This window comes from Klebsiella sp. GN_Kp190, from assembly GCF_040061795.1.
Classification (GTDB): domain Bacteria; phylum Pseudomonadota; class Gammaproteobacteria; order Enterobacterales; family Enterobacteriaceae; genus Klebsiella; species Klebsiella michiganensis.
This window is the reverse complement of record NZ_JBEAFN010000065.1, coordinates 57,020-72,836: the sequence shown is the minus strand read 5'-3', so window position 1 is coordinate 72,836 and position 15,817 is coordinate 57,020. Positions and strand designations below refer to the sequence as shown.

Annotated in this window: 16 protein-coding genes; 9 read left to right on the top strand and 7 right to left on the bottom strand. The window is 54.3% G+C overall.

Translation table 11 applies throughout. From position 1 onward, the window contains the following. Window positions 1-226: 226 nt before the first annotated feature. Window positions 227-436, bottom strand: coding sequence for a YdgH/BhsA/McbA-like domain containing protein (locus tag ABLU67_RS24315; protein ID WP_014226701.1), 210 nt, complete (start codon window positions 434-436; stop codon window positions 227-229). 383 nt (window positions 437-819) lie between these two features. On the opposite strand from ABLU67_RS24315, the gene ABLU67_RS24310 reads away from it, so the two are divergent. The 7 genes from ABLU67_RS24310 (at window position 820) to ABLU67_RS24280 (ending at window position 8,062) form a co-directional block, all read left to right on the top strand. Then, window positions 820-1,119, top strand: a complete 300-nt coding sequence (locus ABLU67_RS24310) for an antibiotic biosynthesis monooxygenase (RefSeq protein WP_014226700.1) — start codon at window positions 820-822, stop codon at window positions 1,117-1,119. Window positions 1,120-1,178: 59 nt separating this feature from the next. After that, window positions 1,179-1,892, top strand: a complete 714-nt coding sequence (locus ABLU67_RS24305) for a winged helix-turn-helix domain-containing protein (protein ID WP_102803904.1) — start codon at window positions 1,179-1,181, stop codon at window positions 1,890-1,892. A 585-nt stretch (window positions 1,893-2,477) separates the two neighbouring features. Continuing rightward, window positions 2,478-3,086, top strand: a complete 609-nt coding sequence (gene mrkA / locus ABLU67_RS24300) for a type 3 fimbria major subunit MrkA (RefSeq protein ID WP_001493056.1) — start codon at window positions 2,478-2,480, stop codon at window positions 3,084-3,086. Window positions 3,087-3,211: 125 nt separating this feature from the next. Beyond that, window positions 3,212-3,913 carry a molecular chaperone gene (locus ABLU67_RS24295; RefSeq protein WP_000820820.1) on the top strand — a complete coding sequence of 234 codons (702 nt, stop codon included), beginning with the start codon at window positions 3,212-3,214 and terminating at the stop codon, window positions 3,911-3,913. A gap of 11 nt (window positions 3,914-3,924) precedes the next feature. Beyond that, window positions 3,925-6,411: a fimbria/pilus outer membrane usher protein gene (locus tag ABLU67_RS24290; RefSeq protein WP_014839452.1), complete on the top strand. Its 2,487-nt coding sequence runs from the start codon at window positions 3,925-3,927 to the stop codon at window positions 6,409-6,411. Further along, window positions 6,402-7,397, top strand: coding sequence for a fimbrial protein (locus ABLU67_RS24285; protein WP_004124708.1), 996 nt, complete (start codon window positions 6,402-6,404; stop codon window positions 7,395-7,397). Before ABLU67_RS24290 ends, ABLU67_RS24285 begins: the two co-directional genes overlap by 10 nt. A gap of 77 nt (window positions 7,398-7,474) precedes the next feature. Continuing rightward, on the top strand, window positions 7,475-8,062 hold the full coding sequence (locus ABLU67_RS24280) for a type 1 fimbrial protein (RefSeq protein ID WP_142395354.1): 588 nt from the start codon (window positions 7,475-7,477) through the stop codon (window positions 8,060-8,062). 57 nt (window positions 8,063-8,119) lie between these two features. Here ABLU67_RS24280 and ABLU67_RS24275 read toward each other — a convergent pair whose 3' ends face one another. The 6 genes from ABLU67_RS24275 to ABLU67_RS24250 all read right to left on the bottom strand — a co-directional run bounded on the left by ABLU67_RS24275 (window position 8,120) and on the right by ABLU67_RS24250 (window position 13,470). Continuing rightward, entirely contained in the window at window positions 8,120-8,836 is a 717-nt protein-coding gene (locus ABLU67_RS24275) for an EAL domain-containing protein (protein ID WP_032694725.1), read from the bottom strand. 138 nt (window positions 8,837-8,974) lie between these two features. Next, the gene (locus ABLU67_RS24270) at window positions 8,975-9,559 is read right to left on the bottom strand and encodes a helix-turn-helix transcriptional regulator (protein WP_025107398.1); all 585 of its coding nucleotides are present in this window, start codon (window positions 9,557-9,559) and stop codon (window positions 8,975-8,977) included. A gap of 4 nt (window positions 9,560-9,563) precedes the next feature. Next, window positions 9,564-10,265, bottom strand: coding sequence for a pilus assembly protein PilZ (locus ABLU67_RS24265; RefSeq protein WP_014226694.1), 702 nt, complete (start codon window positions 10,263-10,265; stop codon window positions 9,564-9,566). Between the two features lie 388 nt (window positions 10,266-10,653). Continuing rightward, window positions 10,654-11,526 (bottom strand): aldo/keto reductase family oxidoreductase, encoded by an 873-nt coding sequence (locus ABLU67_RS24260; protein WP_014226693.1) that lies wholly within the window; start codon window positions 11,524-11,526, stop codon window positions 10,654-10,656. A gap of 116 nt (window positions 11,527-11,642) precedes the next feature. Further along, entirely contained in the window at window positions 11,643-12,872 is a 1,230-nt protein-coding gene (locus tag ABLU67_RS24255) for an amino acid permease (RefSeq protein WP_014226692.1), read from the bottom strand. 136 nt (window positions 12,873-13,008) lie between these two features. Then, window positions 13,009-13,470 carry a multidrug/biocide efflux PACE transporter gene (locus ABLU67_RS24250; protein WP_348852570.1) on the bottom strand — a complete coding sequence of 154 codons (462 nt, stop codon included), beginning with the start codon at window positions 13,468-13,470 and terminating at the stop codon, window positions 13,009-13,011. Window positions 13,471-13,566: 96 nt separating this feature from the next. On the opposite strand from ABLU67_RS24250, the gene ABLU67_RS24245 reads away from it, so the two are divergent. Together ABLU67_RS24245 and ABLU67_RS24240 are read left to right on the top strand one after the other, a co-directional pair. After that, window positions 13,567-14,439: a LysR family transcriptional regulator gene (locus ABLU67_RS24245; RefSeq protein WP_014226691.1), complete on the top strand. Its 873-nt coding sequence runs from the start codon at window positions 13,567-13,569 to the stop codon at window positions 14,437-14,439. A 119-nt stretch (window positions 14,440-14,558) separates the two neighbouring features. Next, window positions 14,559-15,737 (top strand): acetyl-CoA C-acetyltransferase, encoded by a 1,179-nt coding sequence (locus tag ABLU67_RS24240; protein WP_009651683.1) that lies wholly within the window; start codon window positions 14,559-14,561, stop codon window positions 15,735-15,737. Window positions 15,738-15,817 lie beyond the last annotated feature (80 nt).

Sequence of the window (15,817 nt, the reverse complement as noted above, 5' to 3'; positions counted from 1 at the left end):
GAGCCGGAGAAAGTATCGGCAACTAAAAATGGTTGCAGGCGTTCACAGTATCTACGGCACCGCAGACGGCAGTGAACCCACAAACCAGGCTGTGGGGGCACTGTTCGCCAGAAACAAAAAAAGCCCCATCAAGGGGCTCGACATTGCTGTGTGCTTATTATGTGGCGGGAGCCAGACCAGCCGCCTTCAGGCGACCTGTCCGGCAGCTCCCTCTGCAACCATTCGGTTATTTAGACAGCTCGGCGGTCATATGAACCTGGTTACCGGTATACGCTTCGGTAATGTGGTAAGACTGGCCCTGGTCTTTAGCAATGGCGGCGATTTTGGCTTCGGCGTTGTCCAGCGTATCAGCAGTTACGCTAACAGGCTGAGCGAAGCTAGCGAAAGAGACCAGAGACAGCATACCGGCAGCGGCAAGTAATTTTACGTTTTTCATGGTGTTTATCCTTTTAACTTTTATGGTGGAAAGCGTTGTTGCTTTCGATGGACTTATAATAAGTCTGCTAACTATAACGCGCGTTGCAAAAAGTGCGATTTAGATCACACTTTTGTGACGGTATGATGACGAATGCCTAAATTTTAATTTTTTATTTCCAATAAAAACAAACAGATGATTTATTCTGCAGCGTCTCTTTCGCCGTGGAAAACGATCTCAACAGCCGCGCAGTTTTCTCGCCTCGCGTGATTAATTATTTTTAATGTGAATGCATTGGCTGTTTTTTGAGCAAATAAAGCGGCGATATTTCGCCCGTCAACGAAGCATTGAGCCAGGGTGAAAAGATACAGTGACCCTCACACAGATTGCGTGAGGACAATGAGATGATTGCCGTACTCTTTGAAGCCGAGGTCACTCCGGCGAGTCAGGAACGTTACTTAGCGCTGGCGGCGGAGCTGAAGCCGCTGCTGAACAATATTGACGGTTTTATTGCCATTGAGCGTTTCCAAAGCCTGACCACACCGGGGAAAATTTTGTCGCTCTCCTGGTGGCGGGATGAGGAAGCGGTGCAGGCGTGGAAACGCAACCTTTGCCATCAGGCTGCGCAGAAAGAGGGGCGGGAGAGCATTTTCGCCTGTTATCACATTCGGGTGGCTCAGGTGCTGCGCGAATACCGTGCTTAACCTGCCCATCCCCGGTACTCTGGCTGCTGTTTGTGGTTAGGGAAAATAAGCGAGGCCCTATGTTAAAACCTGTTGAGCTAATTGAAGACGATGAGTCCCTGGCCGAAGCGATGGCGGCAGTGGCGTCGGCGATGGCGGATGCCTCGCGCCTGAAGATACTGTGCGCCTTAATGGACGGCCGGGCGTGGACGGCGACCGAGCTTTCCGCCGTCGCCGATATTTCCCCTTCGACCGCCAGCGCGCATCTTAGCCGCCTGGTCAACAGCGGTTTATTAATCTGCCTTGCCCAGGGCCGACATCGCTACTACCGCCTCGCCGGTAGCGATGTCGCCGGTTTGCTGGAGAATATGATGACCATGGCCGGCAAGCGCGCGGTAGCGCTCGCAACCAGCACGCCGGTCAATTTGCGCCTGGCGCGCACCTGTTACGATCATCTGGCCGGAGAAGTGGCGGTATCGCTGTATGATTTTCTGCAGCGTGAAGCGTGGATAACGCCTGACGGAACGGCGCTGACGCCCGCCGGGGAAGCGCACTTTGCCCGGCTGGGAGTGGTGGTGAAGCGCGGCTCCCGGCGCAAAGCCAGCTGCGGCTGTCTGGACTGGAGCGAACGACGCTTTCATCTTGGGGGCGCGGCGGGCGCGGCGCTGCTGCAGCACGGTCTGGAGAACGGCTGGTTTAGCACTACCGCGGGATTTCGCGAAGTGACGATTACGCCGGCAGGGTGGCGCGCGTTGTATCTGCATTTTCAACTGACGAAAAAGGGAGACTGCTGACGGATTAGGATTGTTCTTTCTGTAGAGAAATAACCTTTTATGCCACTATACCCTTCATACTTCGAGTTGCTTATGTGTTGGCTGCGCTCGCTCACCCCAGTCACATAGTTATCTATGCTCCCGGGGACTAATGAGAGGCTCCTGCCTCTCACCGGAGGCCAGCCTTCGGCTGGTCAAATTCGTTCCCGACGAATTTGTCACTCCCTTGCCGCCTTTAAGCAACTCGAATTATTTAGGGTATATTGTTATATTCCATATCGTCTTTTCCCCTTCGGTGTAAATAACAATAGCTTTGTTTCTTGCTATCAATCCCCAGTAATTAATAGTTGTGAGCTATCTGTTACATTGATTAACAGCTCGTGAACATATGTATATTTGTCAGCGAAAAATAGCATTCTTTGACGCCGACAGCCTTGACGAATTCTTTTATCGAGTTCGTTCCTGACGCCTTAAATATTGCGGCTTCCGGTCAGTCGAAGTTTCTATTAACAGTTGCAAAAGTGAGCATCGCAAATCGCTTCTGACTTTTGTGCGTATTAACTGTTTGCTCATTGATACTTAATTCACTCTGACAAGGAAATGGCAATGAAAAAGGTTCTTCTCTCTGCTGCAATGGCAACTGCGTTTTTTGGTATGGCTGCGGCAAATGCTGCTGATACCAATGTAGGCGGCGGTCAGGTTAATTTCTTCGGTAAAGTTACCGACGTATCTTGTACTGTTTCCGTAAACGGCCAGGGCAGCGATGCGAACGTTTATCTGTCACCAGTGACTTTAACGGAAGTTAAAGCTGCCGCGGCGGATACCTATCTGAAACCGAAATCTTTCACCATCGATGTTTCTGACTGCCAGGCGGCTGATGGCACCAAACAGGATGATGTGAGCAAACTGGGCGTGAACTGGACCGGCGGTAACCTGCTGGCGGGCGCAACCGCTAAACAGCAGGGCTACCTGGCTAACACCGAAGCCGCCGGCGCGCAGAATATCCAGCTGGTTCTCTCCACCGACAACGCCACCGCGCTGACCAACAAAATCATCCCGGGCGACAGCACCCAGCCTAAAGCGGCCGGTGATGCCTCTGCCGTTCAGGATGGCGCACGCTTCACTTACTACGTCGGCTACGCGACCAGCACCCCGACCACGGTTACCACCGGTGTGGTTAACAGCTACGCGACTTACGAAATTACTTATCAGTAATATCGACTGAGAGATAAAGCCGCCTCGCGCCGGGGCGGTTTATACCCGTCATTCGAATTATTTAGGGTATACAACAATAATAAAGCGGCCACTGCTGCCGCTTATTTTTTTATTCTGAGGTCAGCATGAAGCGTATTGCCCTTTTTTTCTGTTTCATTTTTAGTTTTGCGGCCCATGCCAATAATATTATTGTTAACGGTACCCGCTTTATTTATCCAGGAAATGAAAAAGAAATAACGGTGCAGCTCTCTAACACCGCCGACCGTCCGGCGCTGGCGCAAGCCTGGCTGGATAACGGTAATGCCGACGCGACGCCGGATACCATTACTACCCCCTTTATTATCACGCCGCCTATTTCCCGCGTTGATGCGAAAAGCGGTCAAACCCTGCGTATTAAGCTCGGCAGTAATGCAGGGCTGGCTAAAGATAAAGAGACGCTGTGGTGGCTGAACCTTCTGGAAATACCGCCGGTTGAGGCCAGCCAGAAAAACGAAGGGCAAAATATTCTGCAGCTGGCGATTCGTTCGCGCTTTAAGTTTATTTATCGCCCTGCCGGGCTAGGCAATCGCGACGCTGCGGCAGAAAAACTGGCGCTCTCCGCTAACGGCAGCAGCCTGTCCGTCAGTAACCCAACGCCCTTTTATATCACCGTAAGCCGTATCTCCCGTAACGGCGGCAAAGCGCTCAACAGCAAAACGGTCATGTTTGCCCCGCAGTCCAGCCAGACCATCGCCCTCTCTTCAGCGGTGAGCAAAGGCGAGACCCTGACCGTTAACAACATTAATGATTATGGTGCAGATGTCGCAGTGAAAGTTACCGTCAAATAAGGGAAACGATCATGAAGCAGAGGTCAATCTGCCCGGGAAGATTAAGCACGGCTATCGCGGTTGCGCTGTGCTGCTTTCCGCCATTTTCCAGCGGACAGGAAAACCCGGGAACGATCTATCAATTTAACGATGGTTTTATCGTTGGCAGTCGCGAAAAGGTCGACCTGTCGCGCTTCTCGACCAGCGCTATCAGCGAGGGCGTCTACTCCCTTGATGTCTATACCAACGGCGAATGGAAAGGGCGCTACGACCTGAAAATCACCGCCGGTAAAGACGGCAAAATGGGCGTCTGCTATACCAAAGCGATGCTGATGCAGTATGGGATTTCGCCGGAAAAATTAAATCCGCAGCTCAGCGAAAAAGAGGGCTTCTGCGGACGCCTGCAGGAGTGGCGTCACGAAGATAACGTCAAAGACACGCTGATTCAGTCCTCCCTGAGACTGGATATTGCCGTACCGCAAATCTACGAAGATCAGCGCCTGAAAAACTTTGTCAGCCCGCAGTTCTGGGATAAAGGCGTTGCGGCGCTGAATTTAGGCTGGATGGCCAACGCCTGGAACAGCCATATCTCCTCGGCCAACGGTTCCGATAACAGCAGCGCGTATCTTGGCGTTAACGCGGGTCTGTCGTGGGACGGCTGGCTGCTCAAGCATATCGGTAACCTGAACTGGCAGCAGCAGCAGGGGAAAGCGCACTGGAACAGCAACCAGACCTACCTGCAGCGGCCGATTCCGCAGATTAACTCGATAGTCAGCGGCGGGCAGATTTTTACCAACGGCGAGTTCTTTGACACCATCGGCCTGCGCGGGGTTAACCTGGCGACCGATGACAATATGTTCCCCGACGGCATGCGCTCCTACGCCCCTGAAATTCGCGGCGTGGCGCAAAGCAACGCCCTGGTGACGGTGCGCCAGGGCAGCAATATTATCTATCAGACCACGGTGCCGCCGGGGCCGTTTACCCTGCAGGATGTCTATCCTTCCGGCTACGGTAGCGACCTTGAAGTGTCGGTTAAAGAGGCCGATGGTTCGGTCGAGGTATTCAGCGTACCTTACGCCTCGGTAGCGCAGCTGCTGCGTCCGGGGATGACCCGCTACGCGCTCTCCGCCGGTAAAGTCGACGATAGTTCGCTGCGTAATAAACCGATGCTCTACCAGGGAACCTGGCAGCATGGTTTAAATAACCTGTTTACCGGCTATACCGGCGTCACCGGATTTGATGACTATCAGGCGTTCCTGCTGGGGACCGGGATGAATACCGGCATCGGCGCGCTCTCCTTCGACGTGACTCACTCGCGGCTGAAGAGCGATACCCTTGACGAGCACGGTCAAAGCTATCGCGCTACCTTTAACCGTATGTTTACCGAAACCCAGACCAGCATCGTGCTGGCGGCGTATCGCTACTCCACCAAAGGCTACTACAACCTGAACGACGCCCTCTACGCCGTCGATCAGGAGAAGAACTACAACAGCAACTACACCGTGTGGCGCCAGAAAAACGGGATGACCTTTACCGTCAACCAGAACCTGCCGGACGGCTGGGGCGGTTTTTATCTGAGCGGCCGGGTGGCGGATTACTGGAACCGTTCGGGAACGGAGAAGCAGTACCAGTTTAGTTACAACAACATGTACGGTCGGCTCTCGTGGTCGGTCAGCGCCCAGCGCGTCTATACCCCGGATAGCTCCGGCCACCGTCGCGACGATCGCGTGTCACTCAACTTTAGCTACCCGCTGTGGTTCGGTGAAAACCGTACGGCTAACCTGACGTCGAATACCGCGTTTAATAACTCACGCTTCGCCAGTTCGCAGATTGGCGTCAACGGTTCGCTGGATAGTGAAAACAACCTCAACTACGGCGTGTCGACCACGACCTCTACCGGCGGCCAGCACGATGTGGCGCTGAACGGCAGCTACCGTACCCCGTGGACCACGCTGAACGGCAGCTATAGCCAGGGCGAAGGCTATCGCCAGAGCGGCGTAGGCGCCAGCGGGACGCTGATCGCGCATCAGCACGGCGTCGTATTCTCGCCGGAAAGCGGCACCACCATGGCGCTGATCGAAGCGAAAGACGCCGCGGGCGCGATGTTGCCCGGCTCGCCGGGTACCCGCATCGACAGCAACGGCTACGCCATTCTGCCGTATCTGCGGCCTTACCGGATAAATTCCGTTGAAATTGACCCGAAAGGCAGCAACGACGATGTCGCCTTCGGCAGTACCGTGGCGCAGGTGGTGCCGTGGGAAGGGAGCGTGGTCAAGGTCTCCTTCGATACCACGCTGCAGAACAACGTCACTCTGCAGGCGCGTCAGGCAAACGGTCTGCCGCTACCGTTCGCCGCCACGATTTACAACCCCTCCGGGAAAGAGATCGGCGTGGTGGGCCAGGGCAGCATGATGTTTATCAGCGACGCCAGCGCGCCGAAGGCCACGGTTAAGTGGAGCGGCGGACAGTGCTCGGTGGAATTAAGTCAGGAAAAAACAAAGGAAACGCTATGTCGCTAATGAAAAAACTGACGCTTTTTATTGGCTTAATGGCGATGGGGACCACGTCGGCATGGGCGTACTGTACGCGCCTGTCGCAGCCGACGGTTAGCCTCGACATGGTTGTGGGCCGGGTGGTGGTTCCGCCGGATCTGCCGGTAGGCTCGGTGATCGTGTCCCGGGACTGGACCATGTCGGCACCGGGCGGGGCCAGCTATAGCTGCAGCAGCGGCACTAACCGCTTTGTGGCCAAAATCGTCGCCCCCGGGGCGACCGATCTGGGAAATAAAATTTATTCCACCAACGTGCCCGGGATTGGCCTGCGGTTCAGCCGCGGCGGGGCGACGGTCAATATTATCTACCCTGACACGTTCTCCAGCTACGTCAGCCGGACCACGAATTACTCGCTGGAAGGCTCCCGCTTTACGCTGGAGGTGATTAAAACCGCGAGCGTGACCGGCAGCGGAACCCTGGCGGCAGGTAAGTACACCTCTTACGACTGGGAGAACGGCAACAACCCGATCCTCGAAACCCGCCTGAGCGCCAACGCCATCACCGTGGTATCGCCCTCATGTACCATCCTGAGCGGCAAAAATATGAACGTCGATGTCGGTACCATCAAGCGCAGCGATCTCAACGGCGTCGGCACCACCGCGGGCGGGAAGGATTTTAATATTGAGCTGCAGTGCAGCGGCGGGTTAAGCGAGTCGGGATACGCCAATATCCAGACCTCTTTCTCCGGCACGCTGGCCACCGGCACCACGGTGAGCCGAGGCGCGCTGCTGAACGAAAAATCCGGCTCCTCGTTGGCGAAAGGAATTGGTATCCAGGTTCTGAAAGAGGGCGTACCGCTGGAATTCAACAAGAAATACAGCGTCGGTACGCTGCGCACGCAAGAAACCCGATACATCACCCTGCCTCTGCATGCGCGTTTCTATCAATATGCGCCGACCACCAGTACCGGTGAGGTAGAGTCGCACATGATCTTTAACCTGACGTACGATTAATGCGGGAGGCGGGTATGCGTGATTCAGCACAATATAAAAATAGCAAACGACTCATTCAACTGGCGCTGATCGGCGGGATGCTGATGGCCTCCCCGGCGTCGGGTTTTGAGACCAACTACGATCGAGGGCGGGTGGATTTTGCCGGACGGGTGACGGATATCTCCTGTAGCGTGGCGCTGAACGGCGGCAACAACGCGGGGAGCGGCAGCGTCTGGCTGGCGCCGGTCAGCCTGGCCGAAGTACACGATCGCGGCGCCGGGGCATTTATGAAGCCGCAGCCTTTTACGCTGGAACTCTCGAACTGCCAGCTGCGTCACGACGGCGGCGCGGCGGATAAAGACGAGATCCGCCTGGTTAACGTCCGCTGGGTTGACGGCTTTACGGTCAATGCGGTGGGCAATGAAAATGCCGGCTACCTGAGGAATACGCGGGCGGACGGCGCCAGCCATATTTTCCTCGCGCTGTCGACCAATGATAATAATACCCTCGATAAAAGTAATAAAATCGTCCCGGCCGACCCCTTGCAAAACCGGGTGCCGCTGGTCGAAAAAGCGGTCGATGGCGGCGTATTTACCTATTACATCGGCTACGTGACCCCCGCGCCGGAAAAAGCAACCAGCGGCCCGTTGACCAGCTGGGCAACATGGGAGCTCGTTTATAATTGAAGGGGAGAGGGTATTGCGCGAGTATGACTTTTGATGCCGGAGTTATCCGGCATTTATTTATGCGGTGATATCTTCCTGGACCAATTGTTCAATGCTCACTTCCTTCCAGTAGTGTCCCTGAATAGCAAACCATTCCATGCCCTGCAACCAGGCCTTATGCGCTTCGCTTTCTACACCTTCAATAATCACATTATGGTGGTTGCGGGAAAGGAAAGTGACGAGGGCATCCATTAACGGACGACCGGAATCTTTTTGCATTAAAAGCCAGAAGAAGTCTTTATCGATTTTGACATAATCGAAATGATAGTCGCGAATAGCGTGAATACCGGCGTTGCCAGAGCCAAAATCATCGAGCCAGAGCGTAGTGCTTTGCGGGTTATTCCAGGTTGCGAGAGCATTATTCAAAAGATTATGGGAATTCTCGGTCACTTCAAAATGGACGCAGCCGATTTGGTCGACGAGCGCTTTAATCTCCGGGCGTTGCAATACGTTAAGTATATGGTCATCAACATTAATCGTCGCCGAGATAGCATTTTGCTTAAACCACTGTTTATGTTTTTCAATAAGCGCCAGCTGTTCCATAAAAATGCTTTCGCGTAGTCCCGTATTGGCGTAGCGAAAGAAGTTTTCCGGCGATATAGAGAGGTGGTCAAAGCGGCTCAGGCACTCAACGGCGACGAGCGTACCTTTTGGGGAAAACATTTTTTGAAAGACATAACGAACGGATATATCGCTACGTGATAAATTATGCCTGGAAAAAAGAGTTGCGTTCATTATCTCTCGTCAAAAATCAGGTCAGAGGTAAAGAGAGGAGAATATTATAGGTGACCTTTCTACCGATGGGAATGATTATTAATGGCTTATCGCCAATAAATTATCGGGTTTTGATTGGTCACCCACATATTTTTGGTTTTAGCACTGATACATATTGACTATGCTTTTGTTCATTATTCGCGAGTTATTCATCCCGAGTTTCTTCATAATATGTACCTTATGGCTGTGGACCGTTTTATGATCAATGTCGAGAAGCACCGCAATCCTTTTACTGTTATTGCAGGCAATAATTAACTCCAGCACCTGAAGTTCCCTGGCGGTCAGCTTGCGGCGGGTGCATAGCCCCTGGCAGCCTTCGGCGGTTGAGGGCCTGCTGATGATAGCTGAGTAATCTGCCAGCGAGGATTTTTCGGTCAGAATCAACAGGTTTTCTAGATCAAGCAGCTCCCGGAACAGGCTGGACAGCTCGCTTTTGACGATCAGCACCAGCAGCGCGCAATGCGTCAGGCGCTTGCGCAAAGTGTTCAGTAATGCGACCGTTGTGGCCGCAGAGATATCTTTGTGGATGATATTGATAATAACGGTGGCTGCCGGGGAGGCGCCGACCCCTTTCACAATATCCTGAAATTTCAGGGTGGTGATATCCCTGGCGCGATCAATCATATAATCATGGATTGATTGCCCGATGATATTGTCATCAGTGTAAAGTAATATACTGTCCAATGGTTCAGACTCTCTTTTTTCTCTTGGCTTCCATAATCAAGTCGAGCAGTACTTTCTCTATTCGCTTCTTGTTATCAAGATGGCGAAATTTAAACTGACAGGAGATCTGGTAGTAGCTATCTGACTTCTCGTTATCATCTAAAGTCACCATAACAACATTTTTTATAACTAAATCTACGGTGATTTCGCCATATTCAGCGAGGGCGAGGATAGCGTTCTTGAGGATGGCGTTATGGCTGAGGAATTTCAGATTGGGGCTCCTGGTCATCAGCGCGCAACCGCCGTCCGAAATGTCTTTGATTTCGAATAGATAGTTTTCTCCGTTTTTGTGTCGGCCGTGACAGAAGAATTCGTGCTCGTGGCGCAGGCGGAATCGGGGATCGCGCCGGCGTTGAACCACCTGGATACATTCCGGTAAGGTAAATGCGACCTTCCTGCATTTCCCTTCGCCGCCGGCATAGCTTTTCTTTAGCGTAGAGCAAAACTCGATTTTCCCTGAATCGCTATGCAGAATAAATTTAACTTTATGCCCCGCGGGGATTTTGCTGGTGGTGGAGATATGAAACTCGGCAAAATCTACCCGCGTTAGCTGGGTAATAGTGCTTTTGTTATTAACAAAAACTTCTATCTCCGCCTGCTTTCGGAGCTCTTCCCTGAAAATAGCAATGATTTCATACTTACTCGTCTTTATCGTTCCCTCTGTCATGTGAAATCCTTGTAAATTGTTATTGTGTGTGGTCGATTTTTTATATAGCAATACAAACATTCTGATTGTGTTAACCAGATGTTTTTATGAGCATTTGATGTTGTTAGCTATCTTTGCAGCTAAATTGATTTGTATAAACTTTGAATGAGATATTGTTTTTCCTGTAATCAAGAGTTCGAAAATTTTGGCGAGACAAAAACGACAGAAGCCTCCAATTAGGAGGCCAGTCGAGAAAGTTTAAATCTATGCTTTGCATAGGGTTATCCGTAAGAGAATAAAGCGGATAACGCCTAATTTGTAGGATGTATAGTGCCAGTGGCGTTAAGGTAATTCCAGGCAAATATTGAGGAGAAGGCTTCTGCGAATATCGATCCGCAGAAGCCTGAAATCAGGAGTGGGGCTGGAGATTATCCAGAATGGCTAACGCTTCTGGTGGAAGCGTTAATTGCGCGGCGGCCAGATTCTCGTGCAGATGCTGTAGCGAGGAGGTGCCCGGAATGAGCAGGATATTCGGCGAGCGCTGGAGCAGCCAGGCCAGCGCCACCTGCATCGGCGTGGCGTCAAGCGAAGCGGCGACGTCGTTAAGCTCCCGGGCCTGAAGCGGGGTAAAACCGCCGAGGGGGAAAAAGGGCACCCAGGCGATATTTTGCGCCGCCAGCTCGTCGATCAGCGGATCATCCTGACGGTTCGCCACGTTATATTGGTTCTGAACGCAGACGATTGGCGTCAGTTTTTGCGCATCGCTCACCTGTCTGGCGGTGACGTTACTCAGCCCGATATGGCGAATCAACCCGCGTTCTTTCAGCTCCAGAAGGGTGGTTAAGGGCCCCTCCAGCGAACCTTCAACCGGGCCATGCGTGCCGAGCATACTGCGCAGGTTCACCACCTCAAGCACGTCAAGGCCCAGATTGCGCAGATTGTCCTCCACCGCCGCAGTGAGCTCCGCGGGCGACATCGCGGGCAGCCAGTTGCCTTTATCGTCGCGGCGAGCGCTGACTTTAGTGACGATGCACAGATCGGCGGAATAGGGATGCAGCGCCTGGCGAATGAGCTGATTAGTCACGTGTGGACCGTAAAAATCGGAGGTATCAATATGATTGACGCCCGACTCGACCGCTTCCTGCAGTACGCGGATAGCGGTTTGCGGATCTTTTGGCGGGCCGAAGACGCCGGGCCCCGCGAGCTGCATCGCCCCGTATCCCAGACGATAAACCTGACGATCGCCTAACGTCGCAGTACCGGATAATTTTACGCTGGACATATAAACCCCTGCTTTCTTGGTGTGCAAGGGATAAGTGTATGTCCGTCAGGGAGATTGGTGGGGGGAGAATGTTGGCAGAACGTGCGGCGAGGAAAAGACTCGCCGCACGAAGAGGATTAGCTAAAAAACATCACCGACACGCAGAGCAAACCGACAACCAGGGTAATAAAGCTACCCACCGAGCGGTAGGGCTTCAGCGCCGGAATAAGATACGTCGAGAGGGTTGGCATGATGAACAGGATCATCGCGATAAGCGGGCCGCTGACGGCGTAAATCATTGAGATAGCGTTGGGATTGATAAAGCACACCACGAAGGTCAGCGTCGAAACCAGCAGGATCGACATCGCCCGGTTAAACGCGCGGCTTTTACGAATCCCCGCCTGGGCGAGGGACGTTTTGACGATTTCACTGGCCCCTTCAATCACGCCAAAATAGGTGCCAAGGAACGATTTCGACATCGCCACCACCGCCACAATAATCCCGGTGATCGCCAGCCACGCCGGCGACCCCGGCATCATCGACAGGGCGGAAAGAATCGTGACCCCTTGATGGCGGGCGGTTTCAATATAGCCCGCCGGTATCGACAGCAGGCAGCTGAAGACGAAAAACAGCACGCTGGCGCAGATGAGGGTGTAGGCCACCTTCATGATTTTTTTGCATTTACCCATGGCCTGCTCGCCGTATTTCTCCTGCTGATCGATAGCAAAAGTCGATATGATCGGCGTATGGCTAAAAGCGAAAACCATCACGGGAATCGAGATCCAGATTTGGTGGAACGTGTGCGGGGTCAGCTGCATCTGGCTGGTCAGATAAGCCGGCTGCCAGCTCCCCATTAAATAGATGGAGAGGAACAGGAAACAGGCGATCAGCGGGAAGACTAAAAAGCCCATGACTTTAATCGTGACGTGGCGGCCCATTAAAAAGATCAGATTCAGCACCAGCACCACGCCCAGGCTGAGCAGCGCCCTGACCTGAGAAGTGATGGGCACATGTCTGGAGAGCTGCTCCGCGAGCGAGTTGGTAATGGCGACGGCGTAGATCAGCACCACCACGAAAAAGGCGAGGAAATAGAGGCCGGTAATCAGGCTACCGATCTTTTTACCGTAATAGTGATTAACGGCGCCGGTGATCCCCGCGCCCGGGGCGATGTTGGCGGAGAGAATAAACTGGCTCAGCGCTTTATGCGGCCAGTAGGTTAACGGCCAGGCGACCAGCGCGGTGATGAACAGAACGATAGCGCCCGCGGATCCCAGTTGGATCGGCAAGAATAACGTGCCAGCGCCTACAGCAGTGCCATATAAGGCGAAACTCCAGAGAGTTTCTTCTTTAGACCAAATTTTAGACATTATGCGACTTTATCAACCAGAAAACGAACAAAAAGGAGTGCAATTTATCACATTTATGGATGAGCTGTGGCGATAGTTTCTGGCGCAGAAATGAAGCGGCGGAGCGCCCGTTACCGGCCGGGCGCTTTGCTAAAGATTACTCGCGGGCGGCGATCCGCTGCTGGCGAACCTTAATGACCCGCTCGCGCAGCATATCCCAGACCCAGTTAAAGGCCATGGTGTAGGGCAGGAAGAACAGCATAAAGCCGATTTCCAGCATAAACGCCTGCATCAGCGAAACGCCCAGCACCAGCGCGACCACCGTGACGCCGATAATAATAAAGCCTGATTCGAAGCCGATCGCGTGCAGCGCGCGGACCCGCAGGGTACGGACGACCCGGGTTACCGGCCACAGCCGGTCGAAGAGGGCGTTATAGATAATGTTCCAGACCATCGCCAGCGTCGCGAGCAGGATACTGAGCCCGCCCATTTCAACGACCGAACGCTGCATGAGCCATGCGGCGGTTGGGGCGAGGATCAGCGTCGCCAGACCTTCAAAGCTTATCGCGTGGATTACCCGTTCCGTCAGCGTTTTGCGCTGGGCGTTGACTTGTTGCATGGCTTGTTGCCTCCGGTCTTTATATGAAATTACCCGGCATTTTATGGATAAATATGATAAACAAAAGATAGTATCCATCGATAAAGTAGATAGTTCATGCGCTATTCTCCCGAAGCTTTAACCGCGTTTGTCGAATCCGTGGCCTGCGGTTCATTCTCTGCCGCGGCGCGGCGGCTGCGCAAAAGCCAGTCCACCATCAGCACCGCAATCGCCAACCTGGAAGCCGATCTTGGCGTGACGTTGTTCGATCGCACCTCCAGACAGCCGACGCTCACGCCGCAGGGCGAACAGGTGTTGAGCTACGTGAAGGCGATTCTGGCGGCCAGCGACAGGCTGGATGAGCTGGCCATTTCGCTGTCTGGCAACACCGAAGCGCGTCTGACCTTTGTGCTCTCCGATACGCTGCATCCCGATGTGCTGGAAGATCTGCTGGCGCAGTTCGATCGTCGTTTTCCGCACACCGAATTTGAGTGCCTGATTGGCGAAGACGACGACGTTATCGATCTGCTGCAAAAGGAGCGGGCGCAGGTGGGGCTGATTGAGGCCAGGGACAGCTATCCGACAGAAATAGGCAGTATCCGGCTGCCGATGCAAACCGAAATGGCTATCTTCGTGGCGCCCCGGCACCCGCTGGCGGCCCAGGGCAGCGTCACCCGCGACGAGCTGTTCAGCTGGCGCGAGCTGCGCCTGAGCACCTATCTGGAAAATACGGCGGAACCGGCGCGCGGTCTGGTATGGTCGGCGCCTAACTATCTGCTGCTGTTCAGCATGGCGGCGCAGGGGTTGGGATGGTGTATTTTGCCCAGCGCGCTGGTGGAGGAGTTCGCCGGGAGCGGAAGCCTGGTGGCGCTGGATATTGCCGGCTGGCCGCGGATGATCTCCACCGATTTGCTGTGGAATAAAAAGGCGCCGCCGGGAGAAGCGGGAAGCTGGCTGCGTCAGCATCTGCAGGGGCACGGGCGCGAATAGGGGCCATTTTTGCCATCGCCGACGATCTTTGTGATTCCCCTCACTTTTTTTAAACAATTGCGAAAATTTTTGATAACAATTCACTACTATGATGCTGTTTCTTTGCGCAGAGGTAGAGGATGAAAGATGTCGTAATCGTCGGCGCGTTGCGAACGCCAATCGGCTGTTTTCAGGGCGCGCTGTCGCGTCATTCGGCGGTGGAGCTGGGCAGCGTGGTGGTGAAGGCGCTTGTTGAGCGCAGCGGCGTCGATCCGCAAAGTATTGATGAGGTGATCCTCGGCCAGGTGCTGACGGCAGGAACCGGACAGAATCCGGCGCGTCAGTCGGCGATCCGCGGCGGGCTGCCTAATACCGTTTCTGCTATTACCATCAACGACGTCTGCGGTTCCGGACTGAAGGCGCTGCACCTGGCGACCCAGGCGATTCAGTGCGGCGAAGCGGACGTAGTGATCGCCGGCGGGCAGGAGAATATGAGCCGCGCCCCGCACGTGCTGACCGACAGCCGTACCGGCGCCCAGTTGGGCAATAGCCAGCTTATCGACAGCCTTGTCCACGATGGCCTGTGGGATGCGTTTAACGACTACCATATGGGCGTGACGGCGGAGAACCTGGCGCGCGAGTATGGCATCAGCCGTGAACTGCAGGATGCGTGGGCGCTTAGCTCGCAGCACAAAGCGCGGCGGGCGATTGATTCCGGACGCTTTCGCGATGAAATCGTGCCGGTGACCAGCGAACTCAACGGTATTCCGCGCCTGGTGGATACCGATGAGCAGCCGCGCGTCGACCCCAGCGCAGAAGCGCTGGCCAGCCTGCTGCCGACCTTTGACCAGCAGGGCTCGGTCACCGCCGGCAATGCCTCAAGCATTAACGATGGCGCGGCGGCGGTGATGATGATGAGCGAAGCTAAAGCCGAGGAGCTGGGGCTGCCGATTCTGGCGCGGATCCGCGCTTTTGCCAGCGTGGGGGTCGATCCGGCGCTGATGGGGATCGCGCCGGTCCATGCCACCCGTCGCTGCCTTGAACGCGCGGGCTGGAAGCTGGATGAAGTCGATCTTATCGAAGCCAACGAAGCCTTTGCCGCTCAGGCCATTTCGGTGGGCAGGGTACTGGAATGGGACGAGCGGCGGGTGAACGTGAACGGTGGCGCCATTGCGCTGGGCCACCCGATTGGCGCTTCCGGCTGCCGCATTCTGGTTTCCCTGGTGCACGAGATGATTAAACGCGATGCCCGCAAAGGGCTGGCCACGCTATGCATCGGCGGCGGCCAGGGCGTGGCGCTGGCAGTTGAACGCGAATAAGCCCCTTCTGATATATGCGTTAACTGAGCCTCCCTGTGGAGGCTTTTTTTTGCTTCCCGCCAGCCGTTACCCTGCCAAAA